The following is a 21,856-nucleotide window of genomic DNA, read 5'->3' as shown; positions in this document are numbered from 1 at the left end:
AATTTATTGCACTAAATGTAAGGTAGGTCGAATTTCGACTTCAATTTCCTCAATTATGCAGTCCTACGGAAACCCAGACGTCACCTACGGGTGGTGGGTTGGTAATTCTGTCGTAACAAATAAGTCAAGCCGATTTATTGGCTCGCATGTTGCTCATACAGGATTGATTTGTTTCGCAGCTGGTGCCAACACACTTTGGGAGCTCGCTAGATACAACCCAGATATTCCAATGGGACACCAAGGAATGGTGAGCATCCCACACCTTGCTTCTATTGGTATTGGATTTGATCCAACTGGAACAGTATTCGACGGAACATCAATTGCTTTTATCGGAGTATTCCATCTGATTTGTTCAATGGTTTATGCGGGTGCAGGTCTATTGCACTCTCTGATTTTTAGCGAAGATACCCAAAATAGTTCAGGTTTGTTTGCTGATGATCGTCCTGAACATCGTCAGGCAGCAAGATACAAGCTTGAATGGGATAATCCAGATAATCAGACTTTTATTCTTGGTCACCATTTGATTTTCTTTGGTGTTGCATGTATTTGGTTTGTTGAGTGGGCTCGAATACATGGGATTTACGATCCTGCAATAGGAGCTGTTCGACAAGTCGAGTACAACTTAAACTTGACCAACATTTGGAATCATCAGTTTGATTTCTTGGCTATTGATAGTCTGGAGGATGTTATGGGTGGTCATGCATTCTTAGCATTTGTTGAGATCACAGGTGGTGCTTTCCATATCGCTACGAAGCAGACTGGAGAATACACAGAATTCAAAGGGAAGAATATTCTTTCTGCTGAAGCAGTTCTTTCCTGGTCTCTTGCTGGTATTGGTTGGATGGCAATTATTGCCGCTTTCTGGTGTGCAACCAATACAACTGTTTATCCAGAGGCTTGGTACGGAGAAACATTAGCTCTTAAGTTTGGAATCTCTCCATATTGGATTGATACTGCTGATATGACTGGTGTCGTTAGTGGTCATACTTCAAGAGCTTGGCTTGCGAATGTTCATTACTATCTTGGTTTCTTCTTTATTCAAGGACACCTTTGGCATGCAATACGTGCTCTAGGCTTTGATTTCAAAAAGGTTACTGATGCAATTAGTAATCTTGATGGAGCAAGAGTTACTCTAACTGATTGATTTTCTGAGTCTTTCAGCATTAAAAAAGAGTCTCGTCAAAAGACGAGACTCTTTTTTTATTGAAAAAAATTAAAGAGGTTTTAACTTTCTTTAGTTTTTGTAGTTGTCAGGCTTAGCCCAAGGATCGATCCTTTTTGAATCATCAGAATAGTAGAAGAATTGAGACGCTCCAAAAACTGCTCCAAGTCCACAAAGAGCTGCGGCTATATTAAATCCACCGGATGGTTTGATTAAACCAATATCTGATGGGTGTGGAAGCTGAGTGGCAAAATCAAGAAGGTGAGAAAAATCAATCATTGAATAAAAAAATTGTTTTTATAGTTAACCCAGGTGGCCACTATGCCAAACCCGTGTTTGAGGATATTACATTAATTTGAGAACTAACATTGAAAAACAAAATTTTCTTAGTCATTTAAAACCCTTTTGCACGAGATTTCTTCTCAGTGGGAGAAACCTCATCAACTTTTCTTTTGGATGGTGAATTTTTCTGAAAAAGATAAAAAACCACAGCTAAAAGAGAAACTCCAAGCAGAACAAACCAAATTATTGTTGCTACATAAGGAAGTCCATGAAGGTCTTGTAATTCAAGTTGTAAAGCAGATTTCATTTTTGATATTTAAATTTTTCTTGAGTATTTCCATGAAAACCTAGTTTAGTTGGGGGTTGAGCCAATTTGAAGAAAAAAAACTTTACTACTTCTTTATACGCCTTATGACTATTGGTAGTTTTTGAATTCAGGTGCCTGTAAGGTGTGCTCACCGTATTACGCCAAAAAACTTAAATCATGCAGACCTACGGAAACCCGGATGTCACCTATGGTTGGTGGGCTGGAAATGCTGGGGTTACAAACAAATCAGGTAAATTCATTGCTGCACACATTGCTCATACTGGCTTAATAGCCTTTGCAGCAGGTGGAAGTACCCTTTGGGAACTAGCGAGATACAACCCTGAGATTCCAATGGGACATCAGAGTTCGATCTTTCTTGCTCATTTAGCTTCAATTGGTATCGGCTTTGATGAGGCTGGTGCTTGGACAGGGGCAGGAGTTGCCTCTATTGCAATCGTACATTTGGTTCTTTCCATGGTCTATGGAGCCGGTGGCTTATTGCACTCGGTGCTATTCGTTGGCGATATGCAAGATTCAGAGGTCCCTCAAGCAAGAAAGTTCAAACTTGAGTGGGACAACCCAGATAATCAGACTTTTATACTTGGTCACCATTTACTTTTCTTTGGTGTTGCATGTATTTGGTTCGTTGAATGGGCAAGAATCCATGGAATTTATGATCCTGCTATAGGAGCTGTTCGACAAGTTGAGTACAACCTTAACTTGACCAGTATTTGGAACCATCAGTTTGATTTCTTGGCTATTGATAGTCTTGAAGATGTTTTGGGAGGCCATGCTTTCTTGGCTTTCTTGGAAATAACAGGTGGAGCTTTCCATATCGCTACTAAGCAAGTTGGTGAATATACCAAGTTCAAAGGAGCTGGTCTTCTTTCTGCAGAAGCAATTCTTTCTTTCTCTTGTGCAGGTCTTGGTTGGATGGCTGTTGTTGCTGCTTTCTGGTGTGCACAGAACACAACCGTTTACCCAGAAGCTTGGTATGGCGAAGCATTGATCTTGAAGTTTGGTATTGCTCCTTATTGGATAGATAGTGTTGATCTTTCAGGAGGTCCAGCTTTCTTTGGTCATACGACTAGGGCGGCTCTAGCAAATGTTCATTATTACTTTGGATTTTTCTTCCTTCAAGGTCATCTATGGCATGCTTTAAGAGCTATGGGATTTGATTTTAAGAGAATTCTTAAGGAGCCTCTTCCTGCTCAGCTTTACGAATAAACAATTAAAAACTTGTTTTTTAAAAGAGAGGATTTAATCCTCTCTTTTTTTTGTTTTTTTTTACTTGGTCGAATAAATTCTTTCGAAGCATTGATTTGATAAAGCTAATAAAAGACTTTGCGTCTCTCTTAATTATCCGGAAAAAAGAATTTCAAACATAACGACCTTTAACTATTCTGCACATATCAATTGAACAGAGTGTAATCTGCACGCATATTTCCCTGATTCGCTTAGACATTATGCAGAGCTATGGAAATCCAGACGTTACTTACGAGTGGTGGGCTGGTAATTCTGTGGTCACAAGTCGTTCTGGTCGATTCATAGCCTCCCATATTGGGCATACAGGCTTGATCGCATTCGCGGCTGGAGGAAGTACCCTTTGGGAACTTGCTCGCTACAATCCAGAGATCCCTATGGGGCATCAAAGCTCCTTATTCTTGGGGCATCTTGCCGCCTTTGGCGTAGGTTTTGACGAGGCTGGAGCTTGGACTGGTGTTGGTGTAGCAGCCGTAGCCATTGTTCACTTGGTTTTGTCAATGGTTTACGGAGGTGGTGCTTTATTGCATGCAGTTTATTTTGAAGCTGATGTTGCAGATAGTGAGGTTCCAAGAGCTAGAAAGTTTAAATTGGAATGGAATAATCCGGATAATCAGACGTTTATCCTGGGCCATCATTTATTCTTCTTTGGAATGGCTTGCATAGCCTTTGTTGAATGGGCAAGAATCCACGGCATATATGATCCAGCTATTGGTTCGGTTAGACAGGTCAATTACAATCTTGATTTGACGATGATATGGAATCGTCAATTTGATTTCATCGGAATTGATAGTCTCGAAGATGTAATGGGTGGACATGCATTTCTTGCTTTTGCAGAATTGACCGGAGCAACTATTCATATGGTTGCAGGTTCAACTCAATGGGAAAACAAGAGACTTGGTGAATGGAGTAAGTACAAAGGAGCTGAATTGCTTTCTGCAGAGGCAGTCCTTTCATGGTCTCTTGCAGGTATAGGTTGGATGGCAATTGTTGCAGCATTCTGGGCTGCTACCAATACAACCGTTTATCCCATTGAGTGGTTTGGTGAGCCTTTGAAGTTACAGTTCTCAGTTGCTCCATATTGGATTGATACAGCAGATAGCACTGGCATAACAGCTTTCTTTGGTCACACAACTAGGGCTGCTTTAGTTAATGTTCATTATTACTTTGGATTTTTCTTCTTACAGGGTCATTTCTGGCATGCTTTACGTGCTTTAGGATTTGACTTCAAGAAAGTTTCCGAAGCAATTGGTAATACTGAAGGCGCAACAGTCAGGGTTGAAGGCGCTGGTTTCAATGGAAGAGCTCCAAGATAGATTAAAAAAAAAACAAAAATACCCCTCTATTATGGGGGGTATTTTTTTTGTCTATTTTTAAATAAATAGAGCTTTTTTGGTAAAAAATGAGAGAGACCTATAAAGACCTCTAACTATTCTGGTAAAAACAATTCCAAAAAGTGTATGGTAGCCAAAATTTCGACTTTAATTCCTTAATTATGCAGACCTACGGAAACCCAGACGTCACCTACGGGTGGTGGGTTGGCAATTCTGTGGTGACCAATCGCGCTGGTCGATTCATAGGGTCACATATCGGACACACAGGCCTGATTTGCTTTGCAGCTGGTGGAAGTACCCTTTGGGAGCTTGCTCGCTACAACCCAGAAATACCAATGGGACATCAAAGTTCCATTTTTCTTGCTCATCTAGCATCTCTTGGCCTCGGCTTTGATGAAGCAGGAGTATGGACCGGAGCTGGTGTAGCAACAATTGCTATTTTCCATTTGATTTTTTCAGCTGTATATGGAACAGCTGGATTAGCTCATTCACTCTTATTTGACCCGGACTTGAAAGATGGTCCAATTCCTACCACCAAGAAATTCAAACTTGAATGGGACAATCCAGATAATTTGACATTCATTCTTGGACATCACTTGATTTTCTTTGGGGTTGCAAATATTTGGTTCGTCGAGTGGGCAAGGTGGCATGGAATTTATGATCCAGCCATAGGTGAAATCAGAACAATCTTCCCTGGATATGGTGATTTTGGAATGGTTTACGGGCATCAGTTCGACTTCCTTACCATTGACAGCCTAGAAGAAGTAATGAGCGGTCATGCATTCTTAGCATTCGTTCAAATAAGTGGTGGTGCATGGCACATCGCTACAAAACAACTAGGCGAATACACTGAGTTCAAAGGTAAAGGATTGCTTTCAGCAGAAGCCGTTCTCTCCTGGTCTCTTGCTGGTATTGGTTGGATGGCAATTGTTGCTGCATTCTGGTGCGCACAAAATACAACTGTTTATCCAATTGACTGGTATGGAGAGCCTTTAGCTTTGAAATTTGGAATTTCTCCTTATTGGGTAGACACGGGAGATGTCTCAGATAGCACTGCGTTTTTAGGTCATACAACTAGAGCAGCATTGTCAAATGTTCATTATTACTTTGGATTTTTCTTTATTCAAGGTCATATTTGGCATGCTCTTAGAGCCATGGGCTTTGATTTCCGTCGTGTTGTTGGATCAGTAGCTTCTCTCGCAACAACTGAGAGTTAGTTGATTCAAACTTAAATTTCAATAAAAAAGCCTCATCAAATTTGATGAGGCTTTTTATTGGGAAGAAATCTAAAAAATTACTCCGTTTTTATATCAATATTTTCGTCATCAATTGAATTTTCAGAAGTTTTTTCTAATTCGCTAGTTGGGATGAATTCAGGTTCAGGCGTTACCTCAGGTTCAGGCGTTACCTCAGGTTCAGGCGTTACCTCAGGTTCAGGCGTTACCTCAGGTTCAGGCGTTACCTCAGGTTCAGGCGTTACCTCAGGTTCAGGCGTTACCTCAGGTTCAGGCGTTACCTCAGGTTCAGGCGTTACCTCAGGTTCAGGCGTTACCTCAGGTTCAGGCGTTACCTCAGGTTCAGGCGTTACCTCAGGTTCAGGCGTTACCTCAGGTTCAGGCGTTACCTCAGGTTCAGGAGTTGCCTCAGGTTCAGGAGTTGCCTCAGGTTCAGGAGTTGCCTCAGGTTCAGGAGTTGCCTCAGGTTGCGACTCTGTTGATTCATCTTTCAGCTGAGTAGGTCCTTGATCTAATTTTGATTGAATTAGCTCTTTAACTATCAAAAAAAGCTTTTTAAAATTTGAGAAGAGTTCTTTAAAATTTTCATATATGTTTTTAAGAGTGCTTTTGATCTCTTGAGCTTTCTCCCCTTTATTGAAGAAAAGCAAGGCGGAAATTACTGATACTGAGATTAATATGAAAATAAATAGTGCACCCATTTTTTTTATCAGTTAGATATCATTAAGATCGCTCTTATTTGTGCTGCTATCAAGTGTTTATTTACATTGAACAACGAAGATAGCCTTTATTTCTTAAATAAAGCTCTTAAAAGTTTTGAAATTTTTTATGAACACAGCCAAGCTTACTATTTTTTTTGATGGAGGATGCCCCTTATGCAAAAGAGAGGTTGATTTCTTGCAATCAAGAAATCAAAAGGGATACCTAAGTTTTATTGATATAAATACTTCTGATTTTTATTTAGATCTTAAATATGGCATTACCTATAAACAAGCGATGGAGAGAATCCATGCTTTGAAAAGTGATGGTTCAGTAATTAAGGATATTAAGGTTTTTCAAGAGGCTTATACTTTGATTGGCTTGGGTTGGATTTATGCACCAACAAAATTGCCCATTTTTGATAAATTTATTGAGTTTATTTATGGGATATGGGCAAAATACAGATTAAAATTAACTTTTCGACCTTCTATTGAGAAATTATGTACTGAAAAGGGTTGTAAACTCTCTTAGTTAAATGAATAGTTGGTTGATTCAATTAAAATATTTTCAACAATGATTACAAAAGATAATAAATTTCCTATCCAAATGTTGAACCATTGAATCCCCAATTTGAGGCTTTAACGTCGAAAAATTCAATATAAATTCTATTTGTATTTATATTGGTTTTAGATGCAATTAACTCGCACAAAGCCTTGCTCATCGAGGATGGGTTTAGTGAGCCAATTGATTGAACCTTGATAAAACAGCATGGTTCATCGGATCCAGCAAATGTCATTTTGGCATTTCTTTGGATCATCGTCATTACGTAATTTTCCGGTTTTCCGGTTAAAACAGCAATCATTTTTGAAATATCTTTTTGGAGCAAATCATCATTTTCTACAACACTTTTGGAGGATGTGTTGATTTGAATGAATGGCATAAGTGAATCAGTCTTTGAAAGATATTAATACTTGAATGGGAGATTGATTTTTAAAAAGATAGAAAGATCTAAGCCTCTTTTCTCCAAAATTATCAACAGAAATATTTTTCAAATCTTAAATAAATAGAAAGATCCTGTTAATTCTCCTGTTAGAGCCTCATTATTTCTCTTTTTCTAGTAACTTGGTCGGGTCTTATTGAGAAAAATGAACCAGAATTTTCAAGCCATTGTTCAAAACACGAGAGAAAATAATACTTCGAATGATCAGACCTTTTTACTTGGTGGTGTTTTGATAGTTTTTAATGTGTTTTTAATGTTATTTGTAGGTCTATATTGGATGAACCCAGTAATGCATGAATTTATCTCTGGAAGACCTCTTTTGTAATAACCACTAGATAATCCCTCTTACATTAATTTGTCTTATCAATGTACTTAAAATTCTTTAATAGGAGAGATAATTGCATTAATCAGGTGGGTTATCATTTTTACTCATGAAATTTGATCTTCTTTTTTCAAAAATTATCAAATATGTACTCAGCTTTTTAATCATATTTTTTGGGGTGACCCCTGTATTTGCTGGTGCCAATGTGGCAGTTAAGGGAGAAGGAGACGAAGTCCCAAGTTATGTTCGTTCTGATATCACAGGATTCGATTTTCATGGTGAAGACTTACATCTTTCCTCTATCGCTGGTGCAATGGCAAGAGATGCTGATTTCAGTAACGTCGATCTTCATGGAACAACACTAACTTTGTCAGACCTCAAAGGTTCCAACCTTAATGGTGTAGATCTTACTGATACTCTTTCGGACAGGGTTAATTTTCAGAAGACCGATCTTAGAAATTCCATTCTAGTAAATATGATTGCATCAGGTAGCAGTTTTGCTGGTGCTCAAATTGAAGGAGCTGATTTTACATTTGCGATTCTTGACAGTGAAGATCAAAGAAATCTCTGTAAAATAGCTGATGGTGTGAATCCAACTACAGGAGTTTCTACTAGGGCTAGTCTTGAATGTAAAGGAGATAAACCTTCTATGCCTTCAGCGTAAAATCTAAGAATCGATCGAAATTATTTGTTAATAAAAAAGAGAATTACTTGCAATTCTCTTTTTCTTAGTTTTCTTAAAAAAAGAGACTTTATTTATCGTGAAGAATTTTTGGCCACATCGGTCTGATGCTAAGGGGTTTTCTATTAAAAATCTTGCTGATAGATATCGTTTGAAGATCTCCAGCTCCAGCGTCTCATCTAATGAAGTTTCAAATCAATTTTTAGATAATAGGAATTTAGTATCTATGAAAGAAGAAGATAAGAAGATTTCGATCGCTAATTTATCTATCAAAAGAATACATTGGGCTAATAGAGACTTTTCAGAATATAAAAAGGCTGCTTGAAATCTATTTTTTTGAAGAAATATTTTTTGTAAGAGGAATTGTTGATAAAATAAAAGATACTACGAATAATACTGTAATAGCAACAAGGCTCCAAAAAGTTAGATTAGATAGCTCTAATTCTCCAAATGAGACTGTTAGGGAAAAATTCAATTTACTCATGATTTATCTTCTTCACTTTAGCAACAATTAGATTTTTTATAATTATTACTTTTTGTCTTTCAAGATTTACACATATTTTTTCTTTCCATCTCCACTTATCTTGTAAATCCCTCCTTTTGGTCCAACAAATAGCATTTCGCCATTAATTTTTGATTTACCAAATTTACTTAATCTAGATCTATGAATATCTGCTTTTTCTCTTAGCTCATCCTCTGAATACCATGTACCTAAAGGGATGTTTTTGCAAGGATCAAGTAAAAGAGAATTTGTAAATTCTTCAGAGATCCTTTTTCGACGAACATTGATATTCTTGAACCTTTTCTTGAATCTTTCTATTAAAGTCTTTCTATTAGAAAATTTATTTCTCTTTTTTAAAGTTAAGAATATATAAAAAAAGAATACTATTATTAATATTGGAATCAGTTTCACTATTGATTATTATGATCTTATCTAATTAAAGCAACATCTAGGAATAAAGCCAGTTAAATGAAGATTGTCAAATTGAGTTCTCTTTCATTTGTTTCTTTATTTTCTCTTAATTATCAAGTCGAAGCCTAGATCTGTTCTCTTTGAAAGTATTTCTTTTTTAAAAACACCTTTTTTAAATAAACTGATAATGGTTATTATTGACTCGGTAAAAAGATAAATAATTGAAAAAATTAGGATTATAAAGTTATATGTAATAGAATTATTATTGATTTTTTTGGAATCTTTATACTCTCGCTTTTTCATTTTAGTAAGGCCCGTAATGAGTTGAGCATTCAGCACCGCAATATGCACCTATATTAATCGCTTGCTCTAAATTTAGCTTTGCTGAGAGGGCAGTAGTCACAGCTCCCGCGAAACTGTCCCCACAACCATAGGTATCTATTTCTTCAGAACTAGGAGTAATGGGTTTGTATTTAATATTTTCGGGAAAAATTGTTCCACCTGATTCACCTTTTGTTGAAATGTATATGTCTGGTTTAGGTTCAAGCTCTTCGTAATTTATCTTTTCACCAGGATCAAGACCACTCCCAATCAATGCATTGAGTTTTACTTTTGAATTCTTTAGGGTTTGTTGACCTGTTCGGGGAGTCGCAGAGAGGAATCTAGCTTTCCTAGCGAATCTTATTCCTTCTTTGTCAGTAGCGGTAACAAAAACACCATCGTAATTTTTCAAATCACTCCAAGGTAAATTATCAGAACCGATTGGCTGTAATCTTTCTCCAATAACTGTAATTGCTCTTTCTCCATCTTTGCTGATTAGGCTAATCCCTTTTCTAGTTGGTTTCTCACGCCAAGCTACTTTTAAATTTAAACCAAGTTTAGTGAGTCTTTCGTAGCATTTTTCACCATAATTGTCTTTGCCCAATGATGTGATTAAGTCAACAGGGTTATTTATTAGCCTTGCCATCTGAACAGCTGCGACTGCCGCACCACCTGCTGCTTCTTCAAAGCAATCTTTTGCATGCGAAATTTGTCCCGCTAATGGGAGCTGATCAACCTTTAAGAATGTTACCCATTCAACATGACCGATCACCGCTAATTTAAGGTTAGGAAGGCTAAGTATTTCTTTAGGAGCATCAATTCTCATTCGCAAATTATTATGTTATTTCTAATATAGTAAGTTAGGTTCATAGGTAGAACTATGATATTTTTTTTATTCATAAAACAGACAAACTTTATAATTCTTCTGATATATTATTTCTTATTAAATTAAAAATTACTTATGGTAAGACAGATTAAATGGTTAAAATGGGTTTATTTGTTTTTGGCTATATTAGGAGCCGTTTTACCTACACTTGCAAATATTGAATTTGCAAAAAGCTATGGACCTGCTTTTGATATTCAATTATTTATAGAGTTAGCTAATAATAATCCAGCCTCTCAGTCATTATCTAGAGATCTTTTTATAGGGTCATCAGCTGTATTCGTTTGGATAATTTCTGAATCAAAGAGATTAGAGATGAAAAATCTATGGATTGTAATATTGACTACATTTACAATCGCATTTGCTTTTTCAGCTCCTCTTTTTCTATATCTAAGGGAATTAAGAATTGAAGAGATGAATAGGAATTAAATTAAAAATTTTATTATTTAATATTCTTAGATATTGGTACTAAAAGTATACAAATAATACTAACAATTAACCATAGCTGAAGGGCTGTGTCATGGGTATCAATTAATTTTCCTGCCATCCAAGGTACTGTTAAAGAACTAATGCCAAAACATTGAGAATATAAGGCTATTGCTGAACCTTGATATTTAATTGGAGCAGACTTTATAATTGCATTTGAAGCAGAGGGTAGAAATATACATAGAGATATTGTTAGTGGTATGAAAGCTATAAGTATTAATAGATATCCGTCAAGTAAGAAATTTGAAAGTGATAAAAAAATAAAACCTATGAGTAGCGATATTAAGCATAATCTGAATTTAAAAGGTGAATTTTTATTTCTTAAAATATAACCGACTGGCCATTGAAAAATAGCAAGTAAAATTAGTTTTATTGTTAATAATGTAGCTACTTTTTGGTCTGTGAATGATTGCCTTATTATACCTCCGTTCGCTAAATCTATCGGAAGGATGCTTTGCAATAAACTCATTACTCCTGTCACAAATAGAGTTATTAATAATAAAGGTAATAAATTTATTATCCATTTTAGATTATATTTTTTTTCTAGAGATTTATATTTAATATCTGAATCGTCTTTGATCTTGAAAGCGATTTTCTTTCTACTTATGCCTAGCTTATTTAATAATATATTTAATATATATAACATGCATAAAATATCTAACAAATATATTATTCTTGTGAATTCAAAATAAGATCCTATAGTACCTAGTAAGACTCCTAATGTGACTCCAATTGCATCAGCACTTCTTGCAAGAGAATAACCTTCACTTGATTTTATTTTGGTATTACAATTTAGTGGAATAGCTAATTCAGCAGAAGGCCAATATATTCCAGCTGCAGCTCCTAAGAAAAACTGACCACAAAGGAAAGCTAAGAAATTTTGCGAATAAAAAAGTATAAAATCCGATAAAATTGCAAATAAACATGCAACTTTAATTGTTTTTATAGAGCTAAATTTTTTGTCAAGTAAATATCCCGTACCAAATCTTGTCGTTATTCCAGCAAATGCAGCTGTGGTTATTCCTCTACCGATTTGCTCTGCTGAAAAACCTAAACTATTGAATATTATCGGACTTAAATATAATACCCCTCCTGCTCCTATCCCTGTCCACAAACGAGCTTTTATGATTAGTCTTAGGGATATAGGGAATTTCTCCCAATAATTTCTAACACTAGAAGTTGAGAACAAATTCATTCATTAAAAAATTAGTTGTTCTTGGAACAGTTGGAAGCTTACTAGCTCCTTATTGTTTTTATCCAAAACTTCAAGCAGCAGAGAGATTTGAAATTCATTTCGATGGAATGTCCATCCCAATTTCGATAAAAGAATTGATTGATTGGAGTAATGGTGCAGAGGAAAAAAATTCTGAATTAGCTAGTTGGCTTAATTTACTTGGCTTTAAGGAAAGGAAAGGTTTGGCAAAGTTTTTAAGTACACCGTTGGTAAGAGATAAAAGTATGGCAAGACAAATTTTGAGAAGTTGGTCAGGACGAAAATTGCTTGATGAAGTAAGTGATCTAATACTTATGGATGAAGACAGCTCTGGCGAAAGTGTTCTCGATACTCTAGAAAAACTTTTAAATGAAAAAGATGAGGTGACAACTTTTGATCTTTTAAATTCTCTTTCTGTTAAAGCAATTCACATTGATTTGGATGGGTGGATTGAAGTAGCTAATAATTGGAGAAGTGAGTTAAACAAACAACAGAAACTCATAACTGATTTAGTCTCAACTAATGATTTATCAGTTAAGAGAGAGGAAATGAATGTTTTACCTCTTGAAATAAAAGAAACCGAATATGAATTATTTTCCTTAACTGTTTCTCATCGAAAAGAGCCTTTGATTTTAGAGGTTTGGAACCCATCTTTTAGGAAGAAAAATAGAAAAAATTGGGTTCTTTTAATGCCTGGTTTAGGAGGAGATCGTAATCATTTTAATTGGCTTGCAAGAAGTCTTAGTCACAATGGTTGGCCTGTTGTTGTCTTGGATCATCCAGGTAGTGACTCATTAGCATTGGAAGCCTTGGTAAAAGGAAGACTACCTTTACCAGGTGCTGAAATAATTCCTGAACGTTTGAACGATATCGATAGCATCCTCAAGGCAAAAAAATCAGGAACAATTGATTTATCGGCAGAGAATGTTGTCTTGATGGGGCATTCGTTAGGAGCTCTCACAGCTATTTTGGCTTCAGGAGTAAAAATAGATGACCAACTTGAAAATAGATGTCAAGAGGTCCTTGATAATCTTTCTCTTTCTAATTTATCTTCACTTTTACAATGTCAACTAATAGATATTACTTTGTCAGATACTAAAGGTATAGAAAATCTTTCAGCTATTGTTGGTATGAACAGTTTTGGGAGTTTTTTGTGGCCAAAAAATTTAGAAAATAAAATAAATATTCCTCTTTTCCTTACAGGAGGAACTTTTGATTTAGTTACTCCTTCTATTAGTGAACAACTAGGATTAATGCTTGCTTTGAGTTCAAGCCCATTAAGTAGAGTTCTTTTAATTGAGAGAGCTAGCCATTTTTCACCTATTAGAGTAGAGGGACAAATGAATCAGTCTAAAGGTAAGGATTTATTTAATCTAGGAGAATCAATAGTTGGATATCATCCACTTTCTGTTCAGAGCTTATTAGCTTTTGAGATCATCAACTTCCTAGAAAAATTAGAAGAGAATAAAACAGTCCCTTTGAATACGAATTTAACTAAAGGCGAGCTTAAGTTTCATATCTTAGACAGTAATATAATTGAACAACTTATCAATATTCAGTAACTAACCCTTGGATCAATATATGCAATAGCGATATCTATACAAACACTAATCATTACAACAAGGCTAGATATTACAACAACTATTCCTTGTACAACAGGATAATCTCTTTGATTTATAGCTTCTTGAAGTCCAAGAGCTATTCCAGGCCATGAGAATGTTATTTCAATTAAAAGTGCTCCACCAACTAAAGAAGAAACTGTTAAGCCAGTAATTGTCAATATTGGGAGAAGAGTATTTGGTAAGGCATGTTTAACTAATACTCTGGAGTTATTTATACCTCTACTTTTGGCGGCTTCAATGTAATCTTTTTTTAAAATTTCTTCTAGATTTAATCTTAATGCTCGACTAAATATTCCGCTTAATAAGATCCCTAGAGTGACGGAGGGTAATATTAAATGTTGAATAGAATTAAAAATGATTTCAACGTTTTTATCTAAAATACTATCTAAAAGTAAGAAACCAGTGATTGGGGGCGGAGGGATAGCTCCAGGAGGTAATCTTCCACCAATGGGTAACCAACCTAAAAAAACAGCGAAGATAATTTGAATTAACATTGCTGCCCAGAAAGGGGGGAGAGCATAGGTACCAATGCCAAAAATCCTTCCTGAAAAATCTATTTTGCTTTCTGGCTTAACTGCTCCTAAAAAACCAATTAAATAACCTAATAATGATGCTATTAATATTGAAAATATAGCTAATTCCAAACTTGCTGGAAGAGCCTTTGAAATAATTACTTTTACAGGTTCTTGTGTGTTTAATGAGATTCCTAAATTTCCATGAATTAATTGATTTAAATATTCAATATATTGATTAATTAGAGGTTTATCTAATCCAAGTTTAATTCTTAGGCTTTCCCTTGCAAATTCATTCGCTCGAGTGCCTAGAATTGCATCTACCGGATCGCCTGGGGCAATTCTTAACAATATAAAAACTAAGCTCGAAATGATCCAAAGCATTATTGGCAATAGAGTTAATCTTGAAAGGATATATTTGAAAAGGGCCTTTTTAGTTGACAAAACTAGTCTCTTTCTAAGTTTTTCAGGATAATTAATCCATCTTTTGAAAATTCTGGTTGGCTTATATCTTTTAGAGACCAAGCTTTAGGATTAACGAGCCAAATTGGTAAGTAGGCAACTCCTTGTGCTGCAAGTTTTTCAACTTTTATCAAATTATTGAGTCTGCTTTCTCCCTCTAGTTCTTCACTTTTCTCCAAGAGTTCTTGTAATTTTTTATCACCCCAAAAACTACCACTGAATACAGCTTCACCCTTGAGGCAAGAATTATTATTTAGTTCATTACAACTTAGTAAGGGAGTTAAATATGCTTCTGGGTCAGGATATGCCCCAGTCCAATCTAATATAACCGCTTCAAAAGCCCCTTCGGAAAGTTGTTTGTAAACTGTGGTTGACTCAATTCCATTTAAAGTTATTTCTAAACAATCAGATAAATCTCTTTTGATTTGATCTCTCCAAGTAAGGGCAAGTAATTTATCTGCAGGTACATTAGATCTAAATGTTAATGGAATAGAAAGAATTTCTGTTCCACAGTAGCCTTCTGTTTTTAATAAAGATCTTGCAGTATTAGGATTATATTTAGGCCATGGCTTAAATTCTTTTTTATGTAGTTGAGGAGGCACAATTGATCTTAATGGTTCTCTTGTTCCGAAACTTACTTGTTGACTAATTAATTCTCTATCAATAGTGTAGGAAAGAGCCTTCCTAACTACTTTATTTTTTAAAGGTAATTTATTGCTTTTAAATGTAATGTATCCTATCTCTATTGGTTCACCCTCTCCTGATTTTAGTTGATCTTTCTTAGCCATATTATTTAATGTTAATCGCTGCAAATCATCTATAGAATTTGAGATCAGGACGTCAACTTCCTTTGTTTTGATAGCTCCAAAAAGAGTACTAGAATTACTATAATTTATAAAGTTAATACCTTTATTTAGGGGTTTTTCTCCCCAATAATTTTTGAATGGCTTTATTATTTGTTGACTTGAGTTGAAACTTTCTAAGAAATAAGGTCCTGTCCCTATAAACTTTTTATTATTGAAACTATCTTTATAGTTTGAATATGAATTAGGAGAGACAGGTGTCAAATTTACTGATGTTAAAAGACTTGCTAATGAACTCGATGGTTTTTTTAATTTTATTCTTAAAAGAAATTTTCCTTTGACTTCAATATCTTCTATTTTGTCATTTAATAGATAATTTAAAGTTCCAATTTTTCTGAATCGATTAAGACTAAATGCCATCGCTTCCGCATTGAAAATACTTCCGTCGTGAAAAGAAATATTTTCTTTGAGTGGAATATCTATTAGCAAACCATTCTTACTTACTTTTGGTAAATCTTTAGCTAAGCTTGGTGATAGATTCCCTTCCTTATTTATTTTGTATAGAGTATCTCCAAGAGCGCTTAATATTTGTAATGTCCTAAGTGTATTTGCTTGAGCAGGGTCAAGGGATTCAATTTTACCTGCACTTGCAACAATAATATTTTCTCTTTTCTTATATTGGGAGCAAGATAACTGCAAGAGTATTAGTAAAATACTTGATACTTTTAAAATATTTTTTATACAATTTAGTTTTAACATTTAGTATGAGATTTTATAATTACTTCTACCTGAGAAAAATATTTATTGATTTGGAGATACTTGCTTAATTGATATCTCGAAAACAGGCGATCCATTAGCATTAAGAGGCCATTCCCTAACCCAACATTTTTCATAAGCATTATCTATACCTAATACTTGAAAAAGTTCTTCTTGATTCTTTAGATACACACAATCTCCTTGATTAATATTTTTTTCTGTTTTTTTTCTGGTTTTCTCAATTACGTTTTTGGATGTTTTCATGGTTTCGTTCCAAAAAGAAATTTACGATAAAATTTCCTTTGTTCTATTTATATAATTAGCAACTTAATTTCGATTTGACTAGCTTTCGTTAGCTAAAGGCAACCCATCTGTGATGCAATTCTCTTGACTTGTGGCAAGTTTTCTATATCTAAAAGAGCCTCTTCAAGTTGACCTTGATTAATTTTGTGAGTAATAACTACTATCTCTGCTTTTTTATCCTTTGCATCAAATTGCACAATTGATTCAATGGATATTTTCTTCTTTCCAAAAATAGTCCCGATTTCTCCAATTACCCCTGGACTATCCTCTGCAATAAGCCGTATATAATTCTTTTTAGTTATTTGTTCCTTTTCTGCTACATGACAACTTCTCCAACCTTTCGCTGATAGAAGAGGGTCTAAGTTAAAGATTTTATCTTCACTCATAGACTGAATACCTGCAATGTTAAGTATGTCTGCAACAACAGCTGATGCAGTTGGGCCGGAACCTGCACCTGGTCCGAAAAACATTACTTGGCCAATGGGATTACCTTCTACAAGGATTGCATTGTTAACTCCATTTACGCCTGCTAATGGATTGTCTTCAGGTACTAAAGTTGGCTCAACCCATACGGAAAGTGGTTGACTGTCTTCACTGGTTGGTTGAGTTTCTCCTTTCTCGGATATTGCTAAAAGCTTGATTCCATACCCTAACTTCCTGGCGTAGTTAACATCTATATCCTCTAGTAGGTTTATTCCGGTTGTTGGTATGTTAGCTCTATTAATTGCTCCACCAAAAGCAAGGCCACTAAGAATTGCGATTTTGTCAGCTGCGTCTGATCCCTCTACATCAGCGGCAGGATCACTTTCTGCATAACCAAGGATTTGGGCATCTTTTAAAACTTCAGCATAATTAACTCCTTCTTTATCCATTCTGGAGAGTATGTAATTAGTTGTTCCATTTATTATTCCGCTTACTTTTGTTATCTGATTTCCTCCTAGAGATTGTTTTAAAGGCTCAATTATTGGAATCCCCCCTCCAACTGCTGCTTCAATGAGGACATAAACCCCAGCGGCTTTTGCTTCATTTGAAATCTCTTCACCATGTCTTGCAATTACTGCTTTATTAGCAGTAACAACAGATTTTCCTGCTCTTATCGCTTGGATAATTAATGATCTAGCTGGCTCTATACCGCCCATTACTTCAACAACTATTTGAATATTGGGATTATTTATTATTTCAGTTGGGTTCGTTGTAAGTATTGAATCTGGGATGGATACATCTCTTTTCTTTTTGAGATTTCTTACCGCGACACTTACAAGCTCAAGTTCTCCAACCAAAGGATGCCTATCTTTTGGTTGGCTTATTATATTTGCGACACCCTGGCCAACAGTTCCTAGGCCAAGTAAACCGATACCAACTTTTTTCATGTTCTTATAGAGCGATAATTTCGTTTGAATCTTATTTATTCATTGTCAGAGCTAGGTATTGAGAGGTTTTTGGCTTGCTCTTTCATCTTTAGGAATATGTTAAGAAAACCGTTTGCTCTTGATGGCGTTAAGCTTTTACTTAATCCTGTCATCTCAATAAATTTCTCATCTATAGAGAGTACTTCAAAAGGTGTTAGATCATTCAGACCTTTTATTAGAAAAGCTAGCAACCCTTTAGTTATAAGGGCGTCTGAATATCCTTTCCAATGGATTTTTCCATTCAAAAGAATTCCAAGAACATATACTTCTGAAATACATCCTTTTACTTGAGTGGTTACCAGGTGAAGATCTTCATCTAGCAATGGCAAACTTTTTCCTAGCCATAAAATATATTCGTAACGTCTTTTGGAATCTGAAGTCGATTGTAGACGCTCTATAAGATTGTCTAATGAATCACTCCCATAAGTATTGATGAAAGATTTTTCTTTGATTTCAGTCACCTCTTTAGATCAAGCAATTTACTTATCCTAAAGCTTAACTAATTAATTAGTTGCTTCAATTTGATGTAGACCTTTTTCACTAATCCAACCATTAAATGGCATGTCCCATTTTTCTCGAGGTAATGGTTTTTTAGATATGCAATTATTACTGATAACTAGAAATGATGGTATTGAAAACCACAAATCTTTTTGTCGAAGACGATCAAAGTATCCTCCCCCATAACCTAATCTGTAACCTTCTTGATCTATCGCTATTGCGGGAACAAATAGGATAGAAATATCATTAGGGTTAATGGCATCTTTTCTCGTTGGTGCAGGAATACTGTTTGAATCTATTTCCAGTTGATTGTTTGACCAATGATGATAGCTTATCCCTTTGCTTTTAGAACTAGAAGGTAAAGCAACTTTTAGACTATTAATTTCTTTAATAAATCTTATATCCACTTCACCTTTTAATGGCCAATAAATTCCTATATATTTTCCTTCAACATGATATTTATTTAAAAGTATTTTTAATGCTGATTTAACATTTAATTTTACTTTCTCATATACTACAGATGAATTTGAATTACGGATTAAATTATATTCATTTCTTAAACTCTTTTTTGTTGATTTAATATCATCATAAAAATTTTTCATAAATAGTATATGTTAATTACAGATTAATTTATTTAAGATAAATTCCCGTAAGTGCTATTGCTAGAGCATCTGCGGCATCATCTGGCTTTGGCGGTGAAGTGACATTGAGTTCATGCATAACAGAATTTAAAACATCATTCTTGTCGGAATGACCATAACCAGTAACAGCAAGTTTGATTTGCATTGGGGGGAATTCTTGAATCGGAAGCTTGTACTTTCCTAAAGTCATCATTATCACTCCGCGAGCCTGAACAACACTAATCGTTGTGCTAGAGCGGTAGAAAAAAAACTTTTCTACCGCTGCAGAATTAGGATTCCATTTTTTTATTATCGAGCTTAAATCATTTGAAATTTCTACAAGTCTTTCTTCTTCTTTTTGTGTTGATTTTGTCTCTATAATTCCGCAATCAATCATTATTTTTTTCCCTTCTATTTCATCAATAATTCCGTAACCTACCCTTGCTAACCCTGGATCAATTCCTATTATTCTCACTTAGTTAGCTGTGGCTAGTTCGAATTCAGATACATCATCACTTTCATTCCTTTCAAATACTTTGCAAAAAGCTTTTATTACTCTATCTCCAGAATCAACTTGTTCAAGAGGATCTTTTCGAAGCCTATGCCTTAAAGCTGTCGACACGACACGAGCAATATCTTCTTCGGTTACTTCTTTTCTCCCTTCAAAGGCAGCAAGGGCTCTAGCTGCTCTATTTGTTACGATATCTCCTCTAAGTCCATCAACATCAAGTTCACCACAAACTGCTGAAATCCTTAATCTGAGATCTTCCTCGATAAAAACCTCGTTAAGTATATTTTGAGCATCAACAACCTTTTGTTGAAGTGATTCTTGTTTCTCTTGAACTGAATCGCTAAAAGATTCAGGATCATTATCAAAAGCTGTACGTTGATCAACAACTTGAACTCGTAGTTTTGCCTCCCTTACTGTTCTTACCTCTACACTCATCCCAAAACGATCAAGTAACTGAGGCCTTAACTCTCCTTCCTCAGGATTTCCTGAACCAATAAGTACAAACCTTGCAGGATGTCGAACCGAAATACCTTCTCGTTCAACTGTATTCCAGCCTGATGCAGCAGAGTCTAAAAGTACGTCAACAAGGTGATCATCTAGCAAGTTGACTTCATCAACATAAAGCAACCCTCTGTTTGCTTTGGCTAGTAGTCCTGGCTCAAAAGCTCTAACTCCCTCACTAAGGGCCTTTTCAATATCAATAGTTCCGCAAAGTCTATCCTCAGTGGCACCTAAGGGTAGATCAATCATCGGAACTTGTTTTTCACCTTTTTGAATGTCACTACCACTGTCTATTCTCTCTCTGACATCATTGCTTTGAAGGTCTGGATCCTCAAGAGAGCTGTTGTAGGGATCTCCTTCAACGACTTCAATTGCAGGTAATAGATCTGCAAGTGCTCTTATGGTTGTGGACTTGCCTGTGCCTCTATCACCCATTATCATTACTCCGCCAATTCTAGGGTCAATTACATTTAAGAGAAGCGCTAGCTTCATTTCCTCTTGTCCAATCACTGAAGTGAATGGAAAAACTCTGCGTTTTCTTGTTGAACTCACTTTCTTATTACTGGTAAGAAGATTGTTTCATAAACCTGCCTCTTTAGATTGATAAAGTTCAAAAAAAAAATGATAATGAATTGCAAAAGTTTGTTTAAGTCGGTAAAAAATCTAATTTGGATTACTTGATTTTTGATCTTGCCTTAGAAAAGGAACTAACTCTGCCGACAAATTTCTTATCAACTCAGTTGATCTTGGATCATTAAATGGACCTTCAACTATAAAACTTGCGAAGGCTCTTGAATTATTAGGAGTTTGAATTAGAGCAGTATCTGAATATGAGATTCCAATATCACCAGTTTTGTTGTGAACTAGATAACCTTTTAATGAAAGATGATAGTCTATGTCTTTGGATTCTTTCCCAAGACCTCTTAAAATTCCTGAGGGTATTAATGTATTTGTTTTTGATTTGCGCATTATTTCTCTGAAAATATCTCTCGAACTAACATTAAGTAGATAACCATTATCAACAAGAGCCATTGCTAAAGATAGATCCTTCGTTGATGTGAGATTCGTTCCATCTAGATCAGGAAGATAGTTATTTATTTGTGTATTATTCAGCCCAATTTCTTTAAATTTTTGATTCACTATTTTGATACCTCCCAAACGTTTTATTAGTAAATTTGTTGCTGTATTATCGCTAACTCTAATCATTTCTGATGCTACTTCATAAACGGGGAAAATCTCACCAATTTCTTGATATGCCATCCAGCCTGAGCCGCCACCGATTACATCTTCTGAAAGTATCAACTTTTCATTCCAAATTATTTCTTTTTTCTCTAGCATTCTAAGTAAAATAATTAGAATAGGTACCTTAATACTGCTTGCTGCAGAAAGCTTTATGTCAGATTTTATTTCTGCATAGACTTGGTCATCTAATGATATAAAAAAAGCACTAACATCTAAACCTGGGTTTTTGATTATATGGTTTTCCCATTTATTAATTAATTTTTCCAGGCTTTCAAAATTTTCTAATTTATCATTGTAGAGTGATAATAAATTGGATTTTCTAGTTAGTAATTCTTTTTTAACTGACCTTCTGGATTTCCTTGTTATATTGATTCCTTTGTTTATTCTATGGCTTTGATTAATGGGACCAAAAATTCTTAGAAAACTACCAAGTAAAATTGATAAGGCTATGCTTGTTAGGAATATATTTGCTATTACTTTCAGGTGTCTTTTCACTTTAAAATTAAAGAATATAT

General features: G+C 35.2%; 27 protein-coding genes. 10 read left to right on the top strand and 17 right to left on the bottom strand.

What is annotated here, in order from left to right; all coding sequences use genetic code 11:
- The first annotated feature begins 55 nt into the window (after nucleotides 1-55).
- Nucleotides 56-1,144 (top strand): chlorophyll a/b binding light-harvesting protein, encoded by a 1,089-nt coding sequence (locus PMN2A_RS06780; protein WP_011294811.1) that lies wholly within the window; start codon nucleotides 56-58, stop codon nucleotides 1,142-1,144.
- Between the two features lie 90 nt (nucleotides 1,145-1,234).
- On the opposite strand, the gene PMN2A_RS06775 is transcribed toward PMN2A_RS06780, so the two are convergent.
- The gene (locus tag PMN2A_RS06775; RefSeq protein WP_011294810.1) at nucleotides 1,235-1,441 is read right to left on the bottom strand and encodes a hypothetical protein; all 207 of its coding nucleotides are present in this window, start codon (nucleotides 1,439-1,441) and stop codon (nucleotides 1,235-1,237) included.
- 115 nt (nucleotides 1,442-1,556) lie between these two features.
- On the bottom strand, nucleotides 1,557-1,751 hold the full coding sequence (locus PMN2A_RS06770; RefSeq protein ID WP_011294809.1) for a hypothetical protein: 195 nt from the start codon (nucleotides 1,749-1,751) through the stop codon (nucleotides 1,557-1,559).
- 177 nt (nucleotides 1,752-1,928) lie between these two features.
- On the opposite strand from PMN2A_RS06770, the gene PMN2A_RS06765 reads away from it, so the two are divergent.
- The 3 genes from PMN2A_RS06765 to PMN2A_RS06755 all read left to right on the top strand — a co-directional run bounded on the left by PMN2A_RS06765 (nucleotide 1,929) and on the right by PMN2A_RS06755 (nucleotide 5,565).
- Nucleotides 1,929-2,978: a chlorophyll a/b binding light-harvesting protein gene (locus PMN2A_RS06765; RefSeq protein ID WP_011294808.1), complete on the top strand. Its 1,050-nt coding sequence runs from the start codon at nucleotides 1,929-1,931 to the stop codon at nucleotides 2,976-2,978.
- Between the two features lie 239 nt (nucleotides 2,979-3,217).
- Entirely contained in the window at nucleotides 3,218-4,330 is a 1,113-nt protein-coding gene (locus tag PMN2A_RS06760) for a chlorophyll a/b binding light-harvesting protein (protein WP_011294807.1), read from the top strand.
- Nucleotides 4,331-4,509: 179 nt separating this feature from the next.
- Nucleotides 4,510-5,565 (top strand): chlorophyll a/b binding light-harvesting protein, encoded by a 1,056-nt coding sequence (locus PMN2A_RS06755; protein WP_011294806.1) that lies wholly within the window; start codon nucleotides 4,510-4,512, stop codon nucleotides 5,563-5,565.
- A gap of 77 nt (nucleotides 5,566-5,642) precedes the next feature.
- On the opposite strand, the gene PMN2A_RS06750 is transcribed toward PMN2A_RS06755, so the two are convergent.
- Entirely contained in the window at nucleotides 5,643-6,284 is a 642-nt protein-coding gene (locus PMN2A_RS06750; protein WP_011294805.1) for a hypothetical protein, read from the bottom strand.
- Nucleotides 6,285-6,411: 127 nt separating this feature from the next.
- On the opposite strand from PMN2A_RS06750, the gene PMN2A_RS06745 reads away from it, so the two are divergent.
- Nucleotides 6,412-6,813 carry a thiol-disulfide oxidoreductase DCC family protein gene (locus PMN2A_RS06745; RefSeq protein ID WP_011294804.1) on the top strand — a complete coding sequence of 134 codons (402 nt, stop codon included), beginning with the start codon at nucleotides 6,412-6,414 and terminating at the stop codon, nucleotides 6,811-6,813.
- A 67-nt stretch (nucleotides 6,814-6,880) separates the two neighbouring features.
- On the opposite strand, the gene PMN2A_RS06740 is transcribed toward PMN2A_RS06745, so the two are convergent.
- Nucleotides 6,881-7,222 (bottom strand): phenylpyruvate tautomerase MIF-related protein, encoded by a 342-nt coding sequence (locus PMN2A_RS06740; RefSeq protein ID WP_011294803.1) that lies wholly within the window; start codon nucleotides 7,220-7,222, stop codon nucleotides 6,881-6,883.
- A gap of 205 nt (nucleotides 7,223-7,427) precedes the next feature.
- On the opposite strand from PMN2A_RS06740, the gene PMN2A_RS06735 reads away from it, so the two are divergent.
- The 3 genes from PMN2A_RS06735 (at nucleotide 7,428) to PMN2A_RS06725 (ending at nucleotide 8,611) form a co-directional block, all read left to right on the top strand.
- Nucleotides 7,428-7,607 carry a hypothetical protein gene (locus PMN2A_RS06735; protein WP_225866300.1) on the top strand — a complete coding sequence of 60 codons (180 nt, stop codon included), beginning with the start codon at nucleotides 7,428-7,430 and terminating at the stop codon, nucleotides 7,605-7,607.
- A gap of 106 nt (nucleotides 7,608-7,713) precedes the next feature.
- The gene (locus PMN2A_RS06730; protein WP_011294801.1) at nucleotides 7,714-8,268 is read left to right on the top strand and encodes a pentapeptide repeat-containing protein; all 555 of its coding nucleotides are present in this window, start codon (nucleotides 7,714-7,716) and stop codon (nucleotides 8,266-8,268) included.
- Between the two features lie 97 nt (nucleotides 8,269-8,365).
- Nucleotides 8,366-8,611, top strand: a complete 246-nt coding sequence (locus PMN2A_RS06725; RefSeq protein ID WP_011294800.1) for a hypothetical protein — start codon at nucleotides 8,366-8,368, stop codon at nucleotides 8,609-8,611.
- A gap of 3 nt (nucleotides 8,612-8,614) precedes the next feature.
- Here PMN2A_RS06725 and PMN2A_RS10805 read toward each other — a convergent pair whose 3' ends face one another.
- From PMN2A_RS10805 to PMN2A_RS06710, 3 genes are all read right to left on the bottom strand, one after another.
- The gene (locus tag PMN2A_RS10805) at nucleotides 8,615-8,770 is read right to left on the bottom strand and encodes a hypothetical protein (RefSeq protein ID WP_187146441.1); all 156 of its coding nucleotides are present in this window, start codon (nucleotides 8,768-8,770) and stop codon (nucleotides 8,615-8,617) included.
- Nucleotides 8,771-8,836: 66 nt separating this feature from the next.
- Nucleotides 8,837-9,199 (bottom strand): hypothetical protein, encoded by a 363-nt coding sequence (locus PMN2A_RS06720; RefSeq protein ID WP_011294799.1) that lies wholly within the window; start codon nucleotides 9,197-9,199, stop codon nucleotides 8,837-8,839.
- Nucleotides 9,200-9,503: 304 nt separating this feature from the next.
- Nucleotides 9,504-10,346, bottom strand: a complete 843-nt coding sequence (locus PMN2A_RS06710; protein ID WP_011294798.1) for a PfkB family carbohydrate kinase — start codon at nucleotides 10,344-10,346, stop codon at nucleotides 9,504-9,506.
- A gap of 135 nt (nucleotides 10,347-10,481) precedes the next feature.
- On the opposite strand from PMN2A_RS06710, the gene PMN2A_RS06705 reads away from it, so the two are divergent.
- Nucleotides 10,482-10,832 (top strand): DUF2834 domain-containing protein, encoded by a 351-nt coding sequence (locus PMN2A_RS06705; RefSeq protein WP_011294797.1) that lies wholly within the window; start codon nucleotides 10,482-10,484, stop codon nucleotides 10,830-10,832.
- A 13-nt stretch (nucleotides 10,833-10,845) separates the two neighbouring features.
- Here the strand turns inward: PMN2A_RS06705 and PMN2A_RS06700 are convergent, their stop codons facing one another.
- The gene (locus PMN2A_RS06700; protein WP_011294796.1) at nucleotides 10,846-12,084 is read right to left on the bottom strand and encodes an MFS transporter; all 1,239 of its coding nucleotides are present in this window, start codon (nucleotides 12,082-12,084) and stop codon (nucleotides 10,846-10,848) included.
- Here PMN2A_RS06700 and PMN2A_RS06695 point away from each other — a divergent pair.
- A complete protein-coding gene (locus PMN2A_RS06695; protein ID WP_041711022.1) occupies nucleotides 12,069-13,664 on the top strand; it encodes an alpha/beta hydrolase in 1,596 nt (531 codons plus the stop codon). The genes PMN2A_RS06700 and PMN2A_RS06695 overlap by 16 nt on opposite strands.
- On the opposite strand, the gene PMN2A_RS06690 is transcribed toward PMN2A_RS06695, so the two are convergent.
- The 9 genes from PMN2A_RS06690 to PMN2A_RS06650 all read right to left on the bottom strand — a co-directional run bounded on the left by PMN2A_RS06690 (nucleotide 13,658) and on the right by PMN2A_RS06650 (nucleotide 21,836).
- On the bottom strand, nucleotides 13,658-14,680 hold the full coding sequence (locus PMN2A_RS06690; RefSeq protein ID WP_011294794.1) for an ABC transporter permease: 1,023 nt from the start codon (nucleotides 14,678-14,680) through the stop codon (nucleotides 13,658-13,660). The two genes, PMN2A_RS06695 and PMN2A_RS06690, sit on opposite strands and share 7 nt — an antisense overlap.
- 2 nt (nucleotides 14,681-14,682) lie before the next feature.
- Entirely contained in the window at nucleotides 14,683-16,260 is a 1,578-nt protein-coding gene (locus PMN2A_RS06685; RefSeq protein WP_011294793.1) for an ABC transporter substrate-binding protein, read from the bottom strand.
- 42 nt (nucleotides 16,261-16,302) lie between these two features.
- Entirely contained in the window at nucleotides 16,303-16,521 is a 219-nt protein-coding gene (locus PMN2A_RS06680; protein ID WP_011294792.1) for a hypothetical protein, read from the bottom strand.
- A 92-nt stretch (nucleotides 16,522-16,613) separates the two neighbouring features.
- A complete protein-coding gene (locus PMN2A_RS06675) occupies nucleotides 16,614-17,930 on the bottom strand; it encodes a homoserine dehydrogenase (RefSeq protein WP_011294791.1) in 1,317 nt (438 codons plus the stop codon).
- A 35-nt stretch (nucleotides 17,931-17,965) separates the two neighbouring features.
- Entirely contained in the window at nucleotides 17,966-18,430 is a 465-nt protein-coding gene (locus PMN2A_RS06670; RefSeq protein ID WP_011294790.1) for a SufE family protein, read from the bottom strand.
- A gap of 42 nt (nucleotides 18,431-18,472) precedes the next feature.
- Entirely contained in the window at nucleotides 18,473-19,069 is a 597-nt protein-coding gene (locus PMN2A_RS06665; RefSeq protein ID WP_011294789.1) for a 5-formyltetrahydrofolate cyclo-ligase, read from the bottom strand.
- A 28-nt stretch (nucleotides 19,070-19,097) separates the two neighbouring features.
- Nucleotides 19,098-19,562 carry a crossover junction endodeoxyribonuclease RuvC gene (gene ruvC, locus PMN2A_RS06660; RefSeq protein WP_011294788.1) on the bottom strand — a complete coding sequence of 155 codons (465 nt, stop codon included), beginning with the start codon at nucleotides 19,560-19,562 and terminating at the stop codon, nucleotides 19,098-19,100.
- Entirely contained in the window at nucleotides 19,563-20,651 is a 1,089-nt protein-coding gene (gene bchI / locus PMN2A_RS06655; RefSeq protein WP_011294787.1) for a magnesium chelatase ATPase subunit I, read from the bottom strand.
- Between the two features lie 111 nt (nucleotides 20,652-20,762).
- A complete protein-coding gene (locus PMN2A_RS06650; protein ID WP_011294786.1) occupies nucleotides 20,763-21,836 on the bottom strand; it encodes a serine hydrolase in 1,074 nt (357 codons plus the stop codon).
- Nucleotides 21,837-21,856 lie beyond the last annotated feature (20 nt).

The organism is Prochlorococcus marinus str. NATL2A (assembly GCF_000012465.1).
GTDB classification, from domain to species: domain Bacteria; phylum Cyanobacteriota; class Cyanobacteriia; order PCC-6307; family Cyanobiaceae; genus Prochlorococcus_B; species Prochlorococcus_B marinus_B.
The sequence above is the reverse complement of the archived record's forward strand: the minus strand, read 5'-3'. Positions and strand labels throughout refer to the sequence as shown.